This is a genomic window from Crocosphaera sp. Alani8 (assembly GCF_038442745.1).
In the GTDB taxonomy this organism is placed as follows: Bacteria; Cyanobacteriota; Cyanobacteriia; order Cyanobacteriales; family Microcystaceae; genus Crocosphaera.
The window spans coordinates 1-4,322 of sequence record NZ_JARVCN010000270.1; the positions used below are offsets into that span (position 1 = coordinate 1).

Annotated in this window: 4 protein-coding genes; 3 read left to right on the forward strand and 1 reads right to left on the reverse strand. The window is 38.5% G+C overall.

Translation table 11 applies throughout. The features are described from left to right. The first annotated feature begins 384 nt into the window (after window positions 1-384). From P9B04_RS15390 to P9B04_RS15400, 3 genes are all read left to right on the forward strand, one after another. Window positions 385-960 carry a DUF3124 domain-containing protein gene (locus P9B04_RS15390; RefSeq protein WP_342055870.1) on the forward strand — a complete coding sequence of 192 codons (576 nt, stop codon included), beginning with the start codon at window positions 385-387 and terminating at the stop codon, window positions 958-960. 208 nt (window positions 961-1,168) lie between these two features. Next, window positions 1,169-1,525, forward strand: coding sequence for a succinylglutamate desuccinylase/aspartoacylase domain-containing protein (locus P9B04_RS15395; RefSeq protein WP_342055871.1), 357 nt, complete (start codon window positions 1,169-1,171; stop codon window positions 1,523-1,525). 191 nt (window positions 1,526-1,716) lie between these two features. Then, window positions 1,717-3,369 (forward strand): alpha/beta hydrolase, encoded by a 1,653-nt coding sequence (locus P9B04_RS15400; protein ID WP_342055872.1) that lies wholly within the window; start codon window positions 1,717-1,719, stop codon window positions 3,367-3,369. A 228-nt stretch (window positions 3,370-3,597) separates the two neighbouring features. Here the strand turns inward: P9B04_RS15400 and P9B04_RS15405 are convergent. After that, on the reverse strand, window positions 3,598-4,322 hold a 725-nt coding region (locus P9B04_RS15405), incomplete at its 5' end, for a hypothetical protein (RefSeq protein ID WP_342055873.1).

Genomic DNA, 4,322 nt, shown 5'->3' on the forward strand with positions numbered 1-4,322 from the left:
CCCTAATTTTAACTCAAAACGGGAAGGGCATTCCCCCACAATCAAGAATTCTTGTTAGAATAATCCAAGCCCTTAAGATTCTCAAGTTTTGCTTGATATTCCCCATTTAACAACTGTATAGTACAGAAAAAGTCATTTACCTCGGTCATGATGCACCAACAACCTCCCCCGTAAATCAGGGTTATTTTTGGGGACTATTTGAGCCACAAAGTTAGACAATAATAGAACGATTGTTCTTCTTGAAGCTTTTAGCAACACAAACTTAATTTTTGAGCTACTGTCAAGACAGTCTTCGGAATTAATAGCCCTCATACATCTCAGAAGTCTGATATAATTAACTTACTTTTACTCGTTCAAGCGGTTTGGGAGCGGTAGTTATCTTTCATGAAAAACCAAGTTTTTGAACAACGAAAAATTATTTTCGCTTCTTGTCTCCTTTTTGGACTTTTGGGGTCTTGTGCCAACCAAACTCAGAGAACTTCCGATAAGGACATTTCAACCGAACAACAATTGAGTAATAGTCCAGGTGTCACTCAACTTTTGGAGGAGTCACTTCCCACGATTGTGGCAGGACAAGTTATCTATGTTCCCGTTTACTCTGAAATTTTCGATTTTGACAGCAATCGAGTTTCTCAACTAACTACCACTCTCAGCCTTCGCAACACGGATTTGGTTAATCCCATTGTTCTTGAAACTATCGATTACTATAATTCAGGCGGAGAGAAAGTCCGCACTTATCTAACCAAAGCGATACAACTGGCCCCATTAGCTTCAACAGAAGTGGTGGTGCCTAAAGATGATCAAACAGGAGGAGTTGGGGCTAACTTTATTGTGAAATGGGGAGCAACGAAAAAGGTTAGTCCTCCCGTAGTGGAAGCCGTTATGATCAGCACCATTTCTCAGCAAGGGATGTCCTTTGTTAGTCCCGGCCGTGTCATTCAAGAGAGAGGAACCCCTTAATGCCATTCTTGAGGTCTCTATGACCCCAGATAACGAACTAGCAATCCCAAGGGGAGCCGCTACTAAATAGCCATAAGATACCAAATGTTTTAATAGTTGGCTATAATCTTCGGGACGAGAAGATAATTCGTGAGAAAAGACAAAAAAGAGAGAGATACCTGAGGCGAAGATTCACTATATCCCACCCATTGAGGAGGAGCGACCCTACTTGAACTCCCTTTCTCCCTACGGACTTGCCATGGAGATTGGACCGATTTCACAGGGGTTGCTACTAAACGATGTCACCAGCCTAACCGAGGTGGTAGTCAAGCATGGATTGGATTACTTGCATCTTTTGAACGAAGGGCAACAACCAGCGCTCCCAGATGCGATTGAGGTCTTTGAGTTCCAGGAGGTGGTGCTGTTTCCCCACACTAGGGAGGTCATCATGGGCACTATCCACAGCTCACTAGAGGGCAAGGACTATAAGGCTTTACACTACGGAGAGCCACTATTTGAGAGCATTGATGGCTCCGTGATTACTTATGATGGACAGGAGACGGTTTACCCAGTCTTTATCAACTAAGCTGGCTACTATAAGCAGAATGTGGCAATGTCTCTATGTGTCAAAAAAACCCTGCTTACCTCTACAGGTTTGGAGCCGAACAATGCCATTTAATTTAAAAGTTTCTCTTGTGTTTACCCCTACCCAGAACATCCTTTACAACCAGTAGTCTTAGAATATAAATACTCCTTTGCTCAAAGTTGTTGAATAAAATGTTGAACAGAGCTAAAATCACCCCACTCCTTTTAGGATGTTTGTTGACATTCCTCAGTTTACTTCCTGTCAAAGCAGCAGAGAAACTTTATCTTTCTTATGGACCTTTACTATTGTCTTTACGAATAGAATCTTTAGAAATCTTTGCCAAACATGGAATAATCAATGAAGATTTGAGGTTTTATTTGGATAAACTGACCACAGAACAACAAGATGAGTTTCGTAGCATCTTAGTCAGAAAACTTGATATAAATCCTGTTTTAATTTCTCGTTTTTTTAATAGCTCAATAGGAGAAAATATGCTCACTATTGTTGGCGACGGAGTAACAATCCAAGGGGGGATTAATGGAAAATATGCCTTAAGAGGGGCGATGGTTTCAGCGTCCTTAGACCCCGAGGGGTTAACGTTATTAAATGTCCTTAAAAAATACCCAACCAATATTCAACTTCAAGGGGACTTACTTGAAGGACTTGAGCAAAAAATTAAGCATTTAATTTTAGCCACTGATCTCTTGGTTACTAACCTTGAGCAGTGGACCACTGAAGAAGTCAAAACTACACCCTCAGTTGATTATTCTTTATTAAAAGATTTAAGAAAACCAGGAGATTATAAAATTATCAAACAAGTCTGGCAGCTTACGGATAAAAGTCGAGAGCGTAGTTTTTATGTTGATGTTTATATTCCCCAAACTCTAGAAAAACAAAAAATACCTGTTTTTGTCTTTTCTCACGGATTATCTTCTCGCCCCGAAGATTATAGCCAACTATTAAAACATTTGGCATCTTATGGCTATTTAGTAGCTGCTCCCCAGCATCCTGGTAGTGATACAATTTACCTACAGGAAATGTTTAAAGGGTATCATCGCAATATCTTTGCTCTCAATGATTTTATTGATCGTCCTCTTGATATTAGCTATGTTATTGATGAGTTGGAACGGCGTAATGTTGCTGCATTTTTAGGTCAATTAGACTTGGACAATGTGGGAGTCGGGGGACATTCCTTTGGAGGCTATACTGTTTTAGCTTTGGCTGGAGCAACCATTGATTTTGAAAATTTACAACAAGATTGCTCTCGCTTTTATCATGGAATAGATATTGCTCTGTTATTAGAATGTAGAGCTTTAAAATTGCCTCGTACATCCTATAATTTTAGGGATAATCGCGTTAAAGCTGTCTTGGCAGAAAACCCTGTTAATCGTAGTATTTTTGGTCAAAAAGGGCTCAGTAACATTACAATTCCCATTATATTAAGTTCAGGAAGTAATGATCCAGCAGCACCCCCTGTGTTAGAACAAGCGGCTTCTTTTACTTGGTTAACAACACCTGATAAATATTGGATGTTAATTGAAGGGCAAGCTCATGTTGATTTTTCTCAACTTGATGGTCAAATTAAACAAACTATTGATTCTCTGGCCTACTTTACTTTCCCTAGTCAAAAATTAATTAATAGTTATGTTGATGCCATGTCAATTGCTTTTTTTGAGGTTTATATCCAGAATAATCCCACTTATCTCCCTTATCTTCAGTCTTCCTACGCTCAATATCTTAGTCAGGGAGAAAGATTTAAGTTAGATTTCATTACTAATCATTCATCACATAAATTAGTCAATACCCTTGAAGAATTTAAACAAGAATATGGTGGCTTAAAATAGATTCGGAAGTTTCGCAAGACCCTAATCAGAGATTAAGGTAATAGGAAAATACTACTCTATGACGACCTTTTCCTTTTAGATCTTGTGTCACCCAGAAACCATTTTCTAGGTAATCCGCTTTTTGGCGTCGTTCAAAAATAGGGTTTTTTGCGTAACACTTTCAGCGTAAATTGAACCAAGAAACCCCTTGGCTTTTAGAGCATTAGTATTAACTAAGGAAGTTGAGAATCAAGCTCGTTGAAACCGCTCAAAGCCCAACATCTCTAACCAATGCGGATGTTTTTCACCTGTCATTAATTCAGCGGGACTTTTTCCTACTCTTTCTGGCTTTCGGCTTTCCATAAACCTGCGATGATTTAGGAAAAATTGCAATAATTCCAGATAATCTGAACCAAGATGTTTTCTCAGATGGAAATAGTTTCTGAGTCGAGAATTGAGGTTTTCAACCAGTGAACTGGCTCGTGGCGTTGATTCCAAAGCTTCTTCTACCGCTTGATTAATTGACCAAAACTTATGGGAAAGTTTCTGATGTAATTGATTCCATTTTTGCCAATACTTATTAGTTGAAAGAGGTTTTTTCTTCAATAAACAAACCTCCCTTACCAAAGATAAGGGGATTTTGAAGCGAAGGGCTATCTCTGACAGTTTTTGATCAATCATGTTAGAAAATGCTAGTAAATCGTCTTTTTGACTTGATAAAGCCACTCTCAAAGATTTAATCCCTTTATGAGCCTCGTTTTCTCTTCTTTTTAGTTCATTAATCACAAAATCCATTAATTCCATCCGTTCTGACCAATTAGCTCCAGCCAAGTAAAGGATGTCCATTCGTAACCAATACACTAATATTTTGATATCATCAGCTAAATTGAGCCACTTACGTTCATTTTTAATTGCTTTTGTTAACTTATTTGATAATGAGCCACTTATAATCCCTAAATTAGTCTTTTCTATCT

Bases quoted from the DNA above. Each gene is read 5' to 3' on its own strand.
- P9B04_RS15400 (WP_342055872.1), top strand. From the start codon at position 1,717: ATGTTGAACAGAGCTAAAATCACCCCACTCCTTTTAGGATGTTTGTTG.
- P9B04_RS15390 (WP_342055870.1), top strand. From the start codon at position 385: ATGAAAAACCAAGTTTTTGAACAACGAAAAATTATTTTCGCTTCTTGT.